General features: G+C 68.4%; 15 protein-coding genes. 7 read left to right on the top strand and 8 right to left on the bottom strand.

The annotated features are described in order from the left end of the window. Positions 1-168: 168 nt before the first annotated feature. The gene (locus IEY58_RS32010) at positions 169-1,032 is read left to right on the top strand and encodes a YncE family protein (RefSeq protein ID WP_189052256.1); all 864 of its coding nucleotides are present in this window, start codon (positions 169-171) and stop codon (positions 1,030-1,032) included. Positions 1,033-1,087: 55 nt separating this feature from the next. Here the strand turns inward: IEY58_RS32010 and IEY58_RS32005 are convergent, their stop codons facing one another. From IEY58_RS32005 to IEY58_RS31995, 3 genes are all read right to left on the bottom strand, one after another. Beyond that, on the bottom strand, positions 1,088-2,062 hold the full coding sequence (locus IEY58_RS32005) for a quinone oxidoreductase family protein (RefSeq protein ID WP_189052255.1): 975 nt from the start codon (positions 2,060-2,062) through the stop codon (positions 1,088-1,090). Positions 2,063-2,135: 73 nt separating this feature from the next. Further along, complete coding sequence (locus IEY58_RS32000) at positions 2,136-2,897, bottom strand: SDR family NAD(P)-dependent oxidoreductase (RefSeq protein ID WP_189052254.1); 762 nt, start codon at positions 2,895-2,897, stop codon at positions 2,136-2,138. A gap of 22 nt (positions 2,898-2,919) precedes the next feature. Continuing rightward, positions 2,920-3,810, bottom strand: a complete 891-nt coding sequence (locus IEY58_RS31995; protein WP_189052253.1) for a dioxygenase family protein — start codon at positions 3,808-3,810, stop codon at positions 2,920-2,922. A 129-nt stretch (positions 3,811-3,939) separates the two neighbouring features. On the opposite strand from IEY58_RS31995, the gene IEY58_RS31990 reads away from it, so the two are divergent. The 5 genes from IEY58_RS31990 to IEY58_RS31970 all read left to right on the top strand — a co-directional run bounded on the left by IEY58_RS31990 (position 3,940) and on the right by IEY58_RS31970 (position 10,134). Then, on the top strand, positions 3,940-4,995 hold the full coding sequence (locus IEY58_RS31990) for a LacI family DNA-binding transcriptional regulator (RefSeq protein ID WP_189052252.1): 1,056 nt from the start codon (positions 3,940-3,942) through the stop codon (positions 4,993-4,995). A gap of 132 nt (positions 4,996-5,127) precedes the next feature. Continuing rightward, positions 5,128-8,172: a response regulator gene (locus IEY58_RS31985; RefSeq protein ID WP_189052251.1), complete on the top strand. Its 3,045-nt coding sequence runs from the start codon at positions 5,128-5,130 to the stop codon at positions 8,170-8,172. A 173-nt stretch (positions 8,173-8,345) separates the two neighbouring features. Continuing rightward, entirely contained in the window at positions 8,346-8,801 is a 456-nt protein-coding gene (locus IEY58_RS31980; RefSeq protein ID WP_189052250.1) for a response regulator, read from the top strand. A gap of 256 nt (positions 8,802-9,057) precedes the next feature. Further along, positions 9,058-9,243 (top strand): hypothetical protein, encoded by a 186-nt coding sequence (locus IEY58_RS31975; RefSeq protein WP_189052249.1) that lies wholly within the window; start codon positions 9,058-9,060, stop codon positions 9,241-9,243. A 42-nt stretch (positions 9,244-9,285) separates the two neighbouring features. Then, positions 9,286-10,134, top strand: coding sequence for a DUF2272 domain-containing protein (locus tag IEY58_RS31970; RefSeq protein WP_189052248.1), 849 nt, complete (start codon positions 9,286-9,288; stop codon positions 10,132-10,134). Positions 10,135-10,168: 34 nt separating this feature from the next. Here the strand turns inward: IEY58_RS31970 and IEY58_RS31965 are convergent, their stop codons facing one another. The 4 genes from IEY58_RS31965 to hflK form a co-directional block, all read right to left on the bottom strand. Further along, entirely contained in the window at positions 10,169-11,614 is a 1,446-nt protein-coding gene (locus IEY58_RS31965; RefSeq protein WP_229744122.1) for a DegQ family serine endoprotease, read from the bottom strand. Between the two features lie 229 nt (positions 11,615-11,843). Then, positions 11,844-12,062, bottom strand: coding sequence for a DUF2065 domain-containing protein (locus IEY58_RS31960; RefSeq protein ID WP_229744121.1), 219 nt, complete (start codon positions 12,060-12,062; stop codon positions 11,844-11,846). A 16-nt stretch (positions 12,063-12,078) separates the two neighbouring features. After that, on the bottom strand, positions 12,079-12,951 hold the full coding sequence (gene hflC / locus IEY58_RS31955) for a protease modulator HflC (RefSeq protein WP_189052246.1): 873 nt from the start codon (positions 12,949-12,951) through the stop codon (positions 12,079-12,081). Continuing rightward, complete coding sequence (gene hflK / locus IEY58_RS31950; protein ID WP_189052245.1) at positions 12,948-14,117, bottom strand: FtsH protease activity modulator HflK; 1,170 nt, start codon at positions 14,115-14,117, stop codon at positions 12,948-12,950. Before hflK ends, hflC begins: the two co-directional genes overlap by 4 nt. Before the next feature lie 140 nt (positions 14,118-14,257). On the opposite strand from hflK, the gene apbC reads away from it, so the two are divergent. Then, positions 14,258-15,373 carry an iron-sulfur cluster carrier protein ApbC gene (gene apbC, locus IEY58_RS31945; protein ID WP_189052244.1) on the top strand — a complete coding sequence of 372 codons (1,116 nt, stop codon included), beginning with the start codon at positions 14,258-14,260 and terminating at the stop codon, positions 15,371-15,373. A 3-nt stretch (positions 15,374-15,376) separates the two neighbouring features. On the opposite strand, the gene IEY58_RS31940 is transcribed toward apbC, so the two are convergent. Then, positions 15,377-15,903: fibronectin type III domain-containing protein (locus IEY58_RS31940; protein WP_189052243.1), on the bottom strand; the 527-nt coding region annotated here is incomplete at its 5' end.

Raw genomic sequence — 15,903 nt, 5'->3', positions numbered from 1 at the left:
GAACCGACAATGCCCCTTCGCCCGCGCATACTCGCCGTTTCGATCACGTTTTCCCTCTTTCTTCCACCGGAGACGGTGGCCCATGCGGCAACGCCGGCCGACGATCTCCAGGTCGTGGCCGAAATCCCCGGCAGTGACGCGAGCTTCGACTATGCCGCGATCGACCCGGTGGCCCGGCTCCTCTATGTCGCCCGCGGCGACGGCGTGATGACCGTCGACCTGATCAACATGAAGGTGACGCCCATCCGCGTGCCCGGCAGCAAGGTCGCCACCGTCCTGCCGCTGCCGGACGGCCGCCTGCTGAGCACGAACGAGGCCAGCAATACCGCCACCTTGTCCGACGGCAGGACCGGCATGCGCATCGCCGAAATCCCGACCGGGAGGGAGCCGGACATGGCTGCCTATGATCGCAAGACCGGCCTCGTCTTCGTGATGGATGCGGCGGAAGGCGACGTCACCGTGATCGATCCGAAAACCGGCACGGTCGGGGGCCGCATTCCGATCGGCGGGAAGCTGGAGGCCGCGGTCGCGGACGGCAACGGCCGCCTTTACATCAACCTCACAGACAGTGCGAAAGTCGCCGTGCTCGATACGATCAAGCGGAGGATCGTCGCGCATTATTCGCTGCCCGGCTGCAGCAAGCCGTCGGGGCTCGGCTTCGACCCCGAAAGCCGCGTCCTCCTCGCCGTGTGCAAGAACCAGAAGGCGATTGCGCTCCATGCCCAAGACGGCCGCGTCGCCGCCGTGCTCCCGATCGATCGAATACCGGACGCCGTCATTTTCGACGCGGCTCGCAAGCTGTTCTTCGTGCCCTGCGCCCTGGACGCCACAATGATCGCCATCGCGACGAACGGCGGGAAGCCGTCGGTCGTTCGCAAGATTCCGACGGCGATCGGGGCCCGTACCGGTGCCGTCGATCCGCGGACGGGCGCGATCTATTTGCCGGCCGCGGATTACGACGTCGGTCCGACCGGCTTCGTGCAAAAGCCCGGCACGTTCCGCATCCTCGTCGTTGGCGCCAGCCCCTCCTGAAGGGCTCAGAGGCTCTCGGTGTCCCAGTCGGGCGCCGCCTTGAAGCGCGTGACGTTCATGGTGCCAGCACCACGCGCTCGCGCGCCCCGCTCAGCACCGCCTTGTAGGCGCGCTTTGCATCGCCGAGCGGATAGGTGTTGGCATTCTCGATCGGGAAGGGCTTCAAGGCGCCGCGCTCGAAATCGGGCGTGAGTCGTTCCAGGATCTCCGCACAGGCCACGCTGTCGAGATCGAGGCTGTCGATGCCGAAGAACGCGTGCTGGCCGCGGTAGAAGGCGAAGATGTCGAACGGCACGCTGCGTTCGATCGTCGAGATAAAGATCTGCCGGCCGCGGATGGCGAGCGCCTGGTTCGCATCCTCGAAATAGGGGCTGCCGACCGTGTTGTAGACGATGTCGGCGCCGTGACCGCCGGTCTCCGCACGCACGACCTCCGCGATGTCGCCGGCCGAGGCGTCGATCATGCGGACCGGCGCCGAGGCATGGCCGCGATAAGGTCGGGCGGCGCGGTCGACGCCGAACACGTTGGCACCCAGCATGGTCGCGATCTGCGACACCGCCTGGCCGACCTTGCCGTTGCCACCCATGACGAGGACATTGTCGCCGGCCTTGGGCAGGCCGGCACGGCAGAGCCCGGCCCAGGCGGTCACGAAAGGCACACCGACCGCACCGGCCTCGGCCAGGCTCATCGTCGAGGGTTTCACCCGGACGGCGGCGCGTGGCAGCACCAGATGGTTCGCGTGGCTGCCGTCGCGCCGGATGCCGAGCTCGCCGCCCGAGCCCCAGACCTCGCGGCCCAGGAGATCGGACGGGCCTTCGACCACGACGCCCGCCCAGTCGCGGCCGGGCGTGCGCGGCCAGACCGCATGCGGCATCAAGCCCAGTGCCGCCTTGACATCACTCGGATTGACGCCGGCGTAGCGGACTTCGACCAGGACCTCGCCCGGCCCGGGCTCGAGCACGACCTCCGCCAGGTCGAGCTCCAGGCGGTCGACGTCCGCCGCCTTCTGATGGATGCGCAGCTGCTGCATGAAACGCTCTTTTGGACAGGGACAGGGAGGGCGACAGGATGATGACGGCCTTGCTCTTCATCGCGTCCAACCCTCAGAGGTGCCGCCCGCCATCGACCTGGATGATGCTGCCGGTCGAGAAGGGCAGGCTGGTAGCGCAGGCGAGGATTGCTTGCGCCACGTCGTCGGGCGTGGCGATGCGCTTCAGCGGTGTCGTGGCCGCGAGCTTGTCGCTCGCCGCCTTGTCGCGACCCGGCACGAAATCCGTGTCGACCACGCCGGGCGAGACGGTCATGACCCGGATCGCCGGCGCCAGCGCACGGGCGAGGCAGGCGCCCAGAACGTCGAGGCCGGCCTTGGAGGCGCAGTAGGCGATGGAGGAGCCGACGGCGGTCGTCGCCGCGATCGACGAGACATTGACGACGAGCCCGTCGCCGCGCGCCCGCAGATCCGGCGCGAAGCTGCGGATCGCGGCGAAGGCGCCGCGCGTGTTCACGGTCAGGATGCGGTCGAACGTCGCGTCGTCGAGCGCGTCCAGGTCGCCATGGGGGATCGCCCGGGTCGTGCCGGCCGAATTCACCAGGATCGACGCGGGACCCAGGCTCCCGCGCACGGCGGCGGCGAGCGCCACGAGTTCCTGGGTCTGGTCGATCGCCGCAGCGAAGCCGGCATGGCCGCCGTCGACCGCAGGCAGGGCTGCGGCAAGATCCTGCGCCCTGGCGGCATCACGGCTCGCGACTACGGCGACGCGCGCGCCGGCTGCGGCATAGAGCCGGGCGGTGGCGGCACCGATGCCGCCGGTGCCGCCCAGGATGACGGCGACGCGGCCCAAGAGCGGGTATGAAGAAGGGTTCATCAGTCTCTTCCCGGAAGGCAGATCAGCGGATCGGCGGCGTCGGGAAGCGCCGCTCGCCCGGCCTGAGCGTGAAGTCGTAGTCGAGCGAGTACCAGGGACCGTCAACCGGCCCCGGCGCCTCGGCCGGATCCTCGTGGCGCACGAAGTCGCCGATCAGCGACGGGATGACGCTGAACGTCACGTCGCGGCGGAGATGCTCGCAATCGGCCAGGAAGACTTGCGTCACCAGCGTCTCATAGCCCTCGGCCGAGACCATGAAATGCACATGGGCCGGGCGATAATGCGGCCGGTGCTGGGCGCGCAGCAGGTCGCCGACCGGCCCGTTGACCGGCACCGGATATCCCGCCGGCTTGACCGAGCGGAAATGCCAGCGGCCTTCCGCGTCGGTCAGGAATCGGCCGCGCAGGTTCATGTCGGCCTGGTCCGGATCCTGGTTCTCGTAGAGCCCGACCGGCGAGGCCTGCCACACGTCGACGAGCGCGCCGGCGATCGGCCGTCCGGTCCCGTCCAGCACGCGGCCGCGGGCGAACAGCGCCGGCCCCGGCGTCGCCGAGCGTGCGATATCGTCGCCGAGCGCGCAATCCGGGGCCGCCGCGCGCCAGAACGGCCCAAGCAGTGCTGCTTCCGTCTCGCCGCCCCAGGTCGGGTTGTTCAAGAGCCCGACCAGCGTCGAAACACCCAGCACATCCGCGATCAGAATGCCTTCGTTATGCAGGTCATGGGTCGCCCGGCCGATCCGGTTCAGGAACTCGATCGCCCGCTCGAACTCGGCCTCGCTCGGCCGGATGTCGCGCACGAAGGCGTGCAGGTGCCGGACGAGCGAGGCCATGACGTCGCGGAGGCGCGGATCGGGCGTCGAGTCCATGGCGGCAAGCACGGCCGCCGTCACCATCTCCTCTCCTTCGATGATCATGCCATCCTCTGCAATCGTTTGCAAAAGACTTAGGCTTGTTTGCCGCCAAGTCAACCGGTAATTTTCCGGGGTACCCGCCGGAGAAGGTGCGCTGTCGTCCCATGAACTTTGCAAAGGATTGTAAAACCTATGGCTTCGGAGCGGTCCCGGGTGACGGCGAGCGACGTCGCGAAGCTGGTGGGCGTGCATGTCTCGACCGTATCCCGCGCGATGAACCCGCAGACCCGCGGCCTCGTCGCCGGCGACGTCGCCCAGCGCGTGCTCGCCGCCGCGGCGTCCCTCGGCTACGCGCCGAACTCGCTCGCAGCCGGGCTCCGTACTCGCCGGTCGTTCACGATCGGCGTCGTGCTGCCGGACATCACCAACCCGGTCTTTCCGCCGATCCTGCGCGGCATCCAGGAGGTGCTGGAGGCCGAAGGCTACGTGCCGATCGTGGCCGATGCCGGACCTGAGGCGGGACGGCCCGAGGCAGGACGGCCCGAAGCAGGACGGCGCGAGACGGTCGTGGAACGACTGATCGCCCGGCAGGTCGACGGGCTCATCCTCGCGACCTCGCTCCGGCACGACCCGGTGCTGACGCTGTGCCGCGCCCGGCAGATCCCGGTCGTGCTGGTCAATCGCGTGACCGAGGATTCCGGCTTTTCCGGCGTGGTCAGCGACGATCAGCGCGGCATGAAGCTCGCGGTCGACCATCTGGCGGCCCTCGGCCACCGGTCGATCGGCCATATCAGCGGGCCGCTAGAACTCTCGACCGGCCATGGCCGCCTGCAAGGTTTCCGGCAGGCGATGGCACAGCAGGGGCTGGCCGTGCCGGCGGACGCGGTGACGACGGCCGCGGCCTATAGCCGGGACGCCGGCCGTGAAGCAACGAACCGCCTGCTGACCCAAGCCCCCGGCCTGACTGCGATCGTCGCAGCAAACGACCTGCTGGCGCTCGGCTGCTATGACGCGCTCGCCGCCGCCGGCCTCGATTGTCCCGGGGACATGTCGGTCGTCGGGCACAACGACATGCCGCTCGTCGACATGGTCGACCCGCCGCTCACCACCGTCCGCATCCGCCACCATGAGATGGGCACGGAGGCGGCACGCCTGCTGCTCCGGCAGATCGCCGGTGCCGCGGAGGGATTCGACCTGGTGCTGCGGCCGGATCTCATCGTCCGCGCCTCGACCGCGCCGCCACGATAATACCGGGTCCTGCCTGCCCGACCGCTGGCGTATTTTCTCCGCGCGGGGTTAAATCTAGGCAGGGTTGCAGACACGACCTACGGCCCGTTGCAAGGGGCCTCCGTGGCGAAGGAACAGGGAGAAGCACCTCTCGTGAAGTTCGGCGCCGGACTTTCGCGCCTGCGGGCGCGCCTCGCGCAACACCGGCTGTCCTTGCAGACGGCCTCGATTGGCTTCGTCCTTCTCGTCTGCCTGTCGCTCCTCGGCGTCGACGCCTGGCGCACCTATGTAGGCCGGATCGAGGCCTTGGACGAGGCCCAGAAGGACACGACCAACGTTGCCCGCTCGATCATGCACGACGCCGAGGAAACATTCGACGCGGCGGACCTCGTGCTCGAAGACGTGGCGGAACGGCTGGAAGTCGACGGCACCGGACCCGCGGCCATGGAACGCCTGCATCGCTTCCTCATGGCCCATGTCGCGGTCCAGCCGCGGTTCCGCGGCATCTTCGTCTATGACGAGCACGGCAACTGGCTCACGAACTCGCTGCCCGCGACGCCCTCGGGGGTCAACAATTCGGACCGGGAATATTTCCAGTTCCACCGGCACAACCCGAGCCTGGCGCTCCACATCGGCGCCCCGGTCAAGAGCCGCTCCGGCGGCGAATGGATCGTCACGGCGACGCGCCGATACAACCATCCGGACGGCAGTTTCGCCGGTGTGGTGCTCATCTCGGTCGACGAGTCGTCATTCCAGAAGTTCTACGAAACCTTCGATATCGGCCACAACGGCGCGATCTTCCTCGCGAACACCGATGGCACCCTGCTCGTGCGACGGCCGTTTTTGGAGCAGTACGTCGGCCAGAGCGTGCTGGGGACGGTAATCTTCCGAGACCTGCTGCCGGTGGCCCCGACCGGCTATGTGGAACTGACGTCGCCGCTCGATGGCGCCATCCGGTTCAACTACTACGCCCGCTCATCGACCTACCCGCTGGTCGTCGGCGTCGCGCTCTCGAAGGAAGAAGTCCTGGCGCTCTGGCGGGACCGCGCCGAAAGCCAGCTGATGTTGGCCCTCGGGCTGGCCGCCGTCATCAGCGCGCTCGGCTTTTGGCTTGCGCGGCAGAACGAGCGCCGGCGGCGCGCCGAGCATGCCCAGGCCGAGGCCGCCGCCGGCTACCGGCTGCTCGCGGATCATTCGACCGACATCATCGTCCGGCTCGGCATGGACCTGACGCGCCGCTACCTCTCGCCGGCATCGACCGAGGTGCTGGGCTACGAACCGCACGAGCTGGTCGGCGAGCAAGCGTTCGAGCGGGTCCATCCCGAGGATGCGGGAGCAATCTCGGCACTGCATCAGCGCATGATCGAGGGGCTCGAACGCGGCAGCGTCACTTTCCGAATCCAGCACCGGGAAGGGAGCTGGGTCTGGGTCGAGGCGGAGCTGCGGCTCGTGCGCGACGGGGAGACCGGCAGGCCCACGGAGATCATCGGCGCACTCCGAGACGTCACGGCCCGCAAGCAGGCGGAAGACGCGCTGGCGCTCGCCAAGGAGGAGGCGGTCCGGGCGAACCGGGCGAAGACAGAATTCCTCGCCAACATGAGCCACGAGATCCGGACGCCGATGAACGGGATCATCGGCATGAACGGCTTGCTGCTGCGCACGCCGCTGGCATCGGAGCAGCGCAAGTTCGCCGAGGCGGTCGCGACATCCGCCGAGGCGCTGCTCGCGGTCATCAACGACATTCTCGATATCTCGAAGCTCGAAGCCGGCAAGATCGAGCTCGAAGAGATCGATTTCAGCCTGGAGACCGTAGTCGACGACGCGCTCGAGCTCATGGCGCCCAAGGCTGCGGAGAAGGGACTGGAGCTTGCCGTCTGGATCGGCGAGCCGGCGCGCCTGCCGGTGCGGGGCGATCCGACCCGCATACGCCAGATCGTGCTCAATCTGGTCTCGAACGCCATCAAGTTCACGCAGCAGGGCTTCGTCGCGGTCGAGGTTCGGGCGGAGTCCGCGGCGGCCGGGACGATGCGCGTGCGCATCGAGGTCGAAGACACCGGCATCGGCATCGACGATGCCGCGAAGGCGAAGCTGTTCCGGAAATTCGAACAGGCCGACGGCTCGATCACCCGCCGGTTCGGCGGCACCGGCCTCGGCCTCGCGATCTGCCGCCAATTGGTCGACATGATGGGCGGGCAGATCGGCGCCCGGGACCGCGCCGGCGGCGGCACCGTCTTCTGGCTCGAGCTGCCGCTACCGCTGGCGAACGACGTCCGGCGCCCAAAGATCGAAGCGGCATCGGCGGAGCTCGCCGGAAAGCGGGTCCTCATCGTCGACGACCTGCCGATCAACCGCATGATCTTCAGCCGCCAGCTCGGCGAGCTCGGCATGGTGGTCGAAGAGGCGCCCGACGCTCACGCCGCCCTCGCAGCGCTCGCCGCCGCGGGCCGGGCCGGCACGCCGTTCGACATCGTGCTGATCGACTGGATGATGCCGGAGATCGACGGCGATGAGCTCGCCCGGCAGATCCGCGCCCACCTGGACCACGATCGGCCCCCGCCGAAGCTCGTCCTTGCCTCGTCCGCGCCGATGCCGTTGCGCTCGGGCGACGGATTCGACGCGAGCCTGTTCGACGCCCGCCTCGTCAAGCCGGTTCGCCACACCGCCTTGATCGACTGCCTGGCCCAACTGCTGGGAGCGCCGTCGATCGAGAGCGAGGTGCCTGAGGATCAAGCGGCCGCCGGGCCGGTGACGGGCGGCCGGATCCTGCTGGTCGAGGACAATGCGATCAACCAGCAGATCGCCCTCAGCCTCCTGACCGGCGCCGGCCACGCCGTCGACCTGGCGTCGGATGGCGGGGAAGCGATCGAAGCCTGGCGCCGCGCCCGCTACGACCTCGTGCTGATGGACATCCAGATGCCCGTGGTCGACGGGCTGCAGGCGACGCGCGAGATCCGGCGCGCCGAGGGCGACCTCGACCATGTCCCGATCATCGCCATGACCGCGAACGCCATGCGCGGTGACCAGGAGGAATGCCTGGCGGCCGGCATGGACGACTATGTCTCGAAGCCGTTCGAGATGACGCCCTTCCTCGGCAAGGTGGCCCAGTGGCTGCGCATGGAGCGCCCGGCGGGGGCCGGCGGCCACGAAACGCCGGATCGCCGCGCGTCCGGCAATCCGGCGAAACGGGCGCAGCGATAACGGCGCCCGGTGCCGCAATGCCCAAGGCACGAACACGCAAACCCACCACTCGCGGGGGCTGTGCGTCTGGCAACCAAATCGCGGCCCAGCCGTTTGTTTTCGAAACGGAGCCGCGCGGCCAAGCCGACACAAGCGGGAAAGCGCCCGCACACGCGGCGCATGGGGCAAGGGATATGAGCGAGGCGACGCGAAGAACCGCGGACGAAAGCGGACGGCAGGCGACCGTCCTGGTGGTCGACGATGAACCAGACCTGCGCAGCATGTTGGCGAGGGGTCTTGGCGAGCATGGCTATGCCGTGCTCGAGGCCGATAGTGTCGAGACGGCGCAGAAGGTCCTGCGCGACCGCGGCTGGATCGACATCGTCATTTCCGACGTGCGCATGCCGGGCGGCGCTGACGGCACCGATCTCGCCGTCTGGCTCTATCGCTTCCGGCCGGAAACCATCCTGATCCTGACCTCCGGCTACTTCCAGCAGGCCGAGGCCGTGGCCGGTCCCATGGTCTACGGTCACCGCTTGCCGAAGCCGTTCCGCCCGTCGGAGGCCGCCCAGCTGATCGAAAACTGCCTGGCGAAACGGGCGGCGGAACGCGCCCGGATCGAAGGGCTGCGCCGCGGCTGGTGGGAATAGGCCCTCCGGGGCGTATCAGCCTTCGGCAACTTGCCTGGCAAAATGCAAAGCGGCGTGCCGAGCACGGGCGAGCCTCGTCATCGCCGCAGGTGATGCAACCTTGGCGAGGCACTCGATCGTCCGCACTACCAGTCAGGGAATCCAATAGGTTACAGCGGATCGGCCGCCTGCCGGGACCGATGGCATGTCGCTTGCTCTACTGAATCGCGAGTGTTTCACGAGCCTTCGCCCAACCCCATCCCGTTGCGAGGTCGTCATGTCCTTCTCCCCGCGCACCATCGAGACCCTGGTCGATCTGGTCGAGAACAAGCTCAGCTACCTGGACATCACCGATCGTGAAGACCGCGCTGAAATGAAGCTGCTGCAGCGCGCCCTGATCGAGCTCAAGAACGGCGTCCGCGTCGTGCCGCGTGGCGGCGCAGCGCCGCACGTTCATCATTGAGATCGCGCTAAGACGCTTCGATATGGTTAGGGTTGGGGCGCCATGCCGCGCCCCCTCGACCGCCCCCGCTTAAGGCCGCTTCGCCTCACCGTTCTGCCGGCGCTGGTGGCATTTCTCGCCGGCTGCGTGGCACCCCCGCCGCGCGATGCCCATGTCCCGGACTTCGCGCGCCGGCCTTATGAACCGTTCAACCGGACCGCCGCCGTCGCAATCGCGCTCCGGGAATGGCGCCTGTTCGGCAGCCCCGTCGTCGATGCCGCACCGGACGAACGCCCGCCGGTCGATCCCGAAGCGAAGCCCGAGCGCCTGCCCGGCCTCTGGCAGCGCGTCGGCGAATATTGGTGGCTGGGCCTCGACGCGAACGACCCGGACGGCCGCTGGACCGGCAAGCACGACGGTACCGGCCGCGTGTTCCCGGCGAGCGAGGACGGCGAATACGCCTGGTCCGCCGCCTTCATCTCCTATGTCATGCGCATCGCGGGTGCCGGGCCCCGCTTCCCCTATGCCGCGTCCCACTGGATCTATATCGACGCGGCGCGCGCGGCGTCGCTCGGACGCCGCCCCGACGTGGCGCTCCGGGCGGAGGCGGCCGATCGCGTCGCCCCTGAGCCGGGCGATCTCATCTGCTTCGGCCGCGGCCACGACAATAGCGCAATGGCCGGCGACATCCGCCTCGAGACCTTGCCGGACGGGCCGTTCGCCGGCCATTGCGCCATCGTCGTAGACGCAGCACCCGGCATGCTCTCGGTCGTGGGCGGCAATGTCGCGGACGAGGTGGCGCTCACCCACGTGCCCGTCACGGCGGCGGGAATGCTCGCAGCGCCCGGCGGCCCGGCCATCGACCCGCGCTATCCCTGGTCGATCGTCCTCCGGGTGCTCTACGACCACTGAGGACTGTTGAGCCCTCGGGCCGAACCGACGCGGGTCAGCCCTGATCGATGCGCAGCGCCACGAAGCGCAGGTCGCCGCCGTGGTCGACCAGCAGCAGGATCGACTTGCGGCCGGCTTTCTTCGCCTCGTCGATCTTGTGCACGACGTCCTGCGCGCTCTTCACCTCTTCCTGGGCAACCTCGAGGATCACGTCGCCGGCGTGCAGGTCCTTGTCGGCCGCCGGGCTGCCCTTCGCCACGTCGACGACCACGACATTGGCCGAATCGTCGAGCTTGAACTTGTCCTTGAGGTCCGGCGTCGCCTCGGTGATCGACAGGCCCAGCGCCTTGACGAGCGGCGTCGACGGGCTGATGCCGCTGCCGCCCTCGCCGAGCGAGGCGGTCTGCTCGGCCGCCTCCTCGGCCTGCCCGACCTTGACCGTGATGGTCTTGATCTCGCCCTTGCGCCACAGCTTCACCGGCACCGCCTTGTCGACCGGGGCGTCGGCGACGAGACGCGAGAGCCGGCGCGAGTTGGTGACGTCGCGGCCATCGAACTGCAGCAGCACGTCGCCCGGCTGGATACCCGCCTCCTTGGCCGGACTCTTGTCGATGAAGCCGCCGACGAGCGCACCCTTGGTCGAGTCGAGGCCGAGGGCGGTTGCGACATCGTCATTCACCGTCTGGATGCGCGCGCCGATCCAGCCGCGCCGCGCCTTGCCGGTTGCCTTGAGCTGCGCGATCACGTTCTTGGCGAGATCGGACGGGATGGCGAAGCCGATGCCGATCGAGCCGCCTGACGGCGAGAAGATCGCCGAATTGATGCCGATGACCTCGCCCGAGGTGTTGAACAGCGGGCCGCCGGAATTGCCGCGGTTGATCGAGGCATCGGTCTGCAGGAACTCGTCGTACGGGCCGTTGTCGTTGATCGCGCGGGCACGGGCCGAGATGATGCCCGAGGTGACCGTGCCGCCGAGCCCGAACGGGTTGCCGATCGCCATCACCCAGTCGCCGACCTTGGCCGTGTCGCTATCGCCCCAGGGCACGGCCGGCAGCGGATGATCGGGCTTGACCCTGAGGAGCGCGAGGTCGGTCGTCGCATCCCGGCCGACCAGCTCGGCCTTGAGGTTCGTGTTGTCCTGCAGGATGACCGTGATCTCGTCGGCCCCGTCGATGACGTGGTTGTTGGTCACGACATATCCCGCTGGATCGATCACGAAGCCCGAGCCCAGCGACTGCGCCTTCTGCGGCTTGGCCTCGCCATCGCCGCTACCGCCGCCCTGGCGGTCCATGAAGTCCTTGAAGAATTCCTCGAACGGCGAGCCCGGCGGCACCTGCGGCTGGTCATCGTCCGGCCGCCGCTTGGCGTCGGGCTTGATGGTCTGGCTGGTCGACACGTTGACCACGGCCGGCAGCAGCCGGTTGGCGAGCGGCCCGAGCCCCGGGATGACGAGCGGCGCTGCCAAGGTCGGCGATCGATCATCGGCCTTGGCGCTCGCCATCCCGAACGTCCCAAAACCGAAGGTCCCGACCATACCGAACGTCAAAACCAACCCAAGCACCGCGACCCGCGCGACCGTCCGGCCACGCCGACGACCCGCGGCGCGCTCTGAACGGGGGAAAAGTCCACTCACCGGATCACTCCTGCGACCACCAACACAACAGACATAATACTTGCGACTCTAGAGCCAACAGCGGACGGGAGCCAGTTCGTTCCCGAGGGGCCTGGGTTCAATGATGCCGCAGGAACCAGACCCAGGCGACGCCCAGGCAGGCCGCGACCAGCCCCGCGACCCGGAGCAGGCCTTCCGGTTGGCTCACGACCGAGAGCAACGCGCGCTTCATCGGCTGCGGGAACAGGGCATAGAGCGCGCCCTCGATCACCAGCACCAGGGCGAGCGCGGTCCAGAGATCGCGCAGCCCCTCGCTCAGTCCGCCGAGCCCGCCCATTAGGCCAACCCACCCATCAAGGCTTTGCCGCCTTGTGCTGACCGAAATACTGGAAGAACTCGCTGGTCGGCGAGAGCACCATGGTCGTGTCGGGGCCGATCGCGGTGCGATAGGCCTCGAGGCTGCGGTAGAAGGTGAAGAACTCCGGGTCCTTGCCGAACGCGTCGGCATAGATCTTGATGCTCTCGGCATCGCCCTGGCCGCGCAGGATCTGCGACTGCTTGTCGGCCTCGGCCAGGATGACGGTCCGGTCGCGCTCGGCGCGCGCGCGGATGCCCTGGGCCTGCTCGGCGCCCTGGGCGCGATATTCGTTCGCCTCGCGCTGCCGCTCCGACTGCATCCGGGCATAGATCGCCTGGCTGTTTTCCTGCGGCAGGTCAGCGCGGCGGATGCGTACGTCGACGACCTCGATGCCGAAGGACCTTGCCTGGTCCGCGACCTGGTCACGGATGTTGGCCATGATCTGGGACCGCTCCGGCGAGAGCAACGCGTTCAGCAGCACGTTGCCCAGCACCCGGCGGAGCGTGCCGGAGATGGTGGCGCCCAGGCGCAATTGCATGACCGACTCGCTACCGACCGACTGGTAGAACTGCAGCGGGTTGATGATGCGGTAGCGCGCGTAGCTGTCGACCACGAGCCGCTTCTGGTCGGCCGCAATCACCTCCTCGGCCGGCGGCTCATAGTCCAGCAGCCGTCGATCATAGAACACGACGTTCTGCAGCAGCGGCACCTTGGCGTAGAGGCCCGGCTGCCGGATCTCGCGCACCGGCCGGCCGAACTGGATGACGAGCGCCTGCGACGTCTGGTCGACGATGAAGAGGGCATTGAAAGCGAGGAGAAGCAAGACCGCGGCCGCGACGATCCCGCCGACGAAAAGGGCGCGGTTCATGGCTTGCCTGCCTTGGATTGGGAAGCGGACGGCTGGCCCGGGGGCGCAGGGAGCGGGGTTGGCTGCTTGTCGGTGAGCCCCGGCAGCGGCAGATAGGGCACGATGCCCTGGGCCTGCCGGTCGATCACCACCTTGTGCGCGTTCTTCAGCACGTCTTCCATCGTCTCGAGATAGAGCCGTTCGGCGGTCACTTCCTTGCTCACCTGGTAGGCCGACAGCACCGACAGGAAGCGCTGCGCATCGCCCTGGGCGCGCGCCACGACCTCCTGCTTATAGGCCTGGGCGTTCTGGATCTTCTGCTCGGCATCGCCGCGCGCCAGCGGCACGATGCTGTTCTGATAGGCCTCGGCCTCGTTCTTGAGCCGCTCCTGGTCGGCGCGCGCCTTCTGCACGTCGCGGTAAGCCTCGATGACCGGCTGCGGCGGATCGACCTTCTGCAGCTGCACCTGCGTCACCTGCAGGCCGGCGGCGTAGCCGTCGAGGATGTTCTGCAGCAGCGCCTCGGTATCGGTCTCGACCTGGCGGCGGCCCTCGGCGAGCACGCTCGCGATCGGCGTATGGCCGACGACCTCGCGGATCGCGGCCTCTGCGGCCGACTTCACGGTCGCCTCCGGGTTGCGCACGTTGAACAGGTACGCCTTCGCGTCCTTGATGACCCAGAAGACCGAGAAATTGATGTCGACGATGTTCTCGTCGCCGGTCAGCATCAGCGATTCTTCCGGCAGCGCCTGCCGGCCGACGCCGCGGCCGAGCGGCTCGGTCGAGACGCCGACCTCGGTCCGGTTGACGCGCGTCACCTTCGGCTTCTCGACCGATTCGATCGGCGCCGGCAGATGGTAATGCAGGCCAGGACCGGTCGTATCGGCATAGGCGCCGAAGCGAAGGACGACGCCCTCTTCGTCCGGGTTGACGCGGTAGAAGCCGGTGATCAGCCACAGGCCGACCAGGACCGCGGCCACGATGGCCGCCAGCCGGCCGCCGCCGTTGTCGGTACCGGGCACGAGGCCGCGCAGCCGATCCTGCCCGCGCCGCAAGAGCTCGTCGAGATTGGGCGGCTGCGGTCCTTTGCCCTTGCCGCCGCCCGAAGGTGCCTTGCCCCAGGGACCCGGTCCCCCGTTACCGCCCCAGGGGCCGCCACCGCCGCCCCCCTGCCCGTTCCACGGCATGTCCGAAAGAACCTCGATAAACCCGGCCCCAAGGGGCACTTAAGAAGACAGCACCCGATTGTGCGGTCGGCGATCCGGCCCTTATATCAGGGTGACGACGCGGGCGTGTCCAGTAAGTGACGATGGGAAAGGTTGTTTCGATGGCGAGTTTCGGCGAACAGCAGGTTTTGACGGCGCTCAAGGGGGTGATGGACCCGGCGCGCGGCCGCGATCTCGTCAGCCTCGGCATGGTCTCCGGCATCGCCATCCGCGATGGCAATGTCGTGTTTTCGATCGAGATCGAGCCGGCGCGTGCATCTCAATTCGAAGCCGTGCGCAAGGCGGCCGAGCGCGCCGTCGAGGCGATCCCGGGCGTCCTGTCGGTGAGCGCAGTGCTGACCGGCACGCGCCCGCCGGTCATCCGCTCGTCCGGTCACGGCCACGACCATGCCCCCGCCCATGCGGCGCCTCGCCCGGCGCTGGTGCCGGGTGCCCGCGCCATCGTCGCGGTCGCGTCCGGCAAGGGCGGTGTCGGCAAGTCGACGACCACGACCAACCTCGCGGTGGCACTCGCAGCCCAGGGCCTCAAGGTCGGGCTGCTCGATGCCGACGTCTATGGCCCCTCGCAGCCGCGCATGCTCGGCATCTCGGGCCGGCCGCGCTCGCCCGACGGCAAGATCCTGGAGCCGATGCAGAAGCACGGCATCGTCACCATGTCGATCGGCTTCCTCGTGCCCGAGGACACCGCGACGATCTGGCGCGGGCCGATGGTCATGGGCGCGCTCCAGCAGATGCTGCGCGACGTCGCCTGGGGCGAACTCGACATCCTGCTGGTCGACATGCCGCCCGGCACCGGTGACGCGCAGCTGACCATGGCGCAGCAGGTGCCGCTCGCCGGCGCCATCATCGTGTCGACGCCGCAGGACATCGCCCTGCTTGACGCGCGCAAGGGCTTGAACATGTTCCACAAGGTCGAGGTGCCTGTCCTCGGCTTCATCGAGAACATGAGCTATTTCTGCTGCCCGAACTGTGGCCATCGCACCGACATCTTCAGCCACGGCGGCGCGCGCCAGGAGGCGGAGAAGCTGGGTGCCGAGTTCCTGGGCGAGATCCCGCTCGACATCCGCATCCGCGAGACGTCGGACGCCGGCACGCCGATCGTGGTCGAAGACCCGTCCTCGCCGCTTGCCCAGGCCTATATGCAGATCGCCGCCCGCGTCTGGGAGAAGCTCTCCGGCACGGCGCCGCGCCCTGCGCCCAGGATCTCGATCGCCTGAGACTTATCCCGGCACGAACTTCGCCGCCAGATAGACGCCGTTGCTGATGCCCATCAGCAGGAGGAAGCCGGCGGGAATCTCCGGGATCTGGTTGTTCGTGATGACCTTGAGCGCCACGAACAACGCGCCGATCACGGTGAAGAACAGCATCTGCACCCGGGCGGTATCGACCGTGTTGCCGTTGTCGCTCGTCACCACCAGGTCCGACCAGAGCGGCGTGCGTGGGCCGGTCGTGGCGCTGACGAAGGCCGACCAGACGCCGGCGCCCTGGCCGTTCGCCGGCGCCACCCGCACGTCGTAGAGCGTGTTGGGCGCCACGCCGCGGATGACCTGGGCCGCGCCATAGGCATCGCGGTCGCTGTGCCAGGATTCGTCGCTGTCATGCATGCGATATTGCACGTGGTAGCGGTTGGCGCCGACAACCGGCGACCAGGCGAGCCGCAGGATGCCGCCGTTCCCGGCGTCGCCGCCCGCCGTCAGGTTCGCGACCGGGCCGGCCGGCGCGCCCGCCGGCGGCACGGCGGGCGCGG

The sequence above is a fragment of the Aliidongia dinghuensis genome (assembly GCF_014643535.1).
In the GTDB taxonomy this organism is placed as follows: Bacteria; Pseudomonadota; Alphaproteobacteria; order ATCC43930; family CGMCC-115725; genus Aliidongia; species Aliidongia dinghuensis.
Note: the sequence above shows the minus strand (reverse complement) of the source record. Positions and strands in the feature narration are given on the sequence as shown.

Bases quoted from the DNA above. Each gene is read 5' to 3' on its own strand.
- IEY58_RS31975 (WP_189052249.1), top strand. From the start codon at position 9,058: ATGTCCTTCTCCCCGCGCACCATCGAGACCCTGGTCGATCTGGTCGAG.
- IEY58_RS32005 (WP_189052255.1), bottom strand. From the start codon at position 2,062: ATGCAGCAGCTGCGCATCCATCAGAAGGCGGCGGACGTCGACCGCCTG.
- IEY58_RS31995 (WP_189052253.1), bottom strand. From the start codon at position 3,810: ATGATCATCGAAGGAGAGGAGATGGTGACGGCGGCCGTGCTTGCCGCC.
- IEY58_RS31965 (WP_229744122.1), bottom strand. From the start codon at position 11,614: ATGGCGAGCGCCAAGGCCGATGATCGATCGCCGACCTTGGCAGCGCCG.
- IEY58_RS31970 (WP_189052248.1), top strand. From the start codon at position 9,286: ATGCCGCGCCCCCTCGACCGCCCCCGCTTAAGGCCGCTTCGCCTCACC.
- apbC (WP_189052244.1), top strand. From the start codon at position 14,258: ATGGCGAGTTTCGGCGAACAGCAGGTTTTGACGGCGCTCAAGGGGGTG.
- IEY58_RS32000 (WP_189052254.1), bottom strand. From the start codon at position 2,897: ATGAACCCTTCTTCATACCCGCTCTTGGGCCGCGTCGCCGTCATCCTG.
- hflK (WP_189052245.1), bottom strand. From the start codon at position 14,117: ATGCCGTGGAACGGGCAGGGGGGCGGCGGTGGCGGCCCCTGGGGCGGT.
- IEY58_RS31990 (WP_189052252.1), top strand. From the start codon at position 3,940: ATGGCTTCGGAGCGGTCCCGGGTGACGGCGAGCGACGTCGCGAAGCTG.
- hflC (WP_189052246.1), bottom strand. From the start codon at position 12,951: ATGAACCGCGCCCTTTTCGTCGGCGGGATCGTCGCGGCCGCGGTCTTG.
- IEY58_RS31960 (WP_229744121.1), bottom strand. From the start codon at position 12,062: ATGGGCGGGCTCGGCGGACTGAGCGAGGGGCTGCGCGATCTCTGGACC.
- IEY58_RS31980 (WP_189052250.1), top strand. From the start codon at position 8,346: ATGAGCGAGGCGACGCGAAGAACCGCGGACGAAAGCGGACGGCAGGCG.